1 pseudogene is annotated in these 257 nt (G+C 51.0%); it reads left to right on the forward strand.

The window, feature by feature from the left end:
- Positions 1 to 257 (forward strand): annotated as a pseudogene (locus tag FD32_RS10065) (RNA-guided endonuclease TnpB family protein); the annotation flags it as partial.

Raw genomic sequence — 257 nt, forward strand, 5'->3', positions numbered from 1 at the left:
GCTTTTAAGATGTTATTTAAACATCGGGGCGGTTACCCACGTTTTAAATCGCGTCGTGCTATTCGCCAAGCTTATACGGGGCGGTCAGTTTGTCGGGTGCTTGCTAAACGGCGGGTGAGATTGCCTAAGCTGGGCAGTATCCGCACCAGCAAAACAACCCGGTTAGCTAATGGCAAGATTAAGTGCTATACGGTTTGTCTCGAGCCCACTGGCCGCTACTATCTGTCATTACAAGTGGCGGTTGAGGCTCCCGAACA

Source organism: Limosilactobacillus panis DSM 6035 (genome assembly GCF_001435935.1).
Classification (GTDB): domain Bacteria; phylum Bacillota; class Bacilli; order Lactobacillales; family Lactobacillaceae; genus Limosilactobacillus; species Limosilactobacillus panis.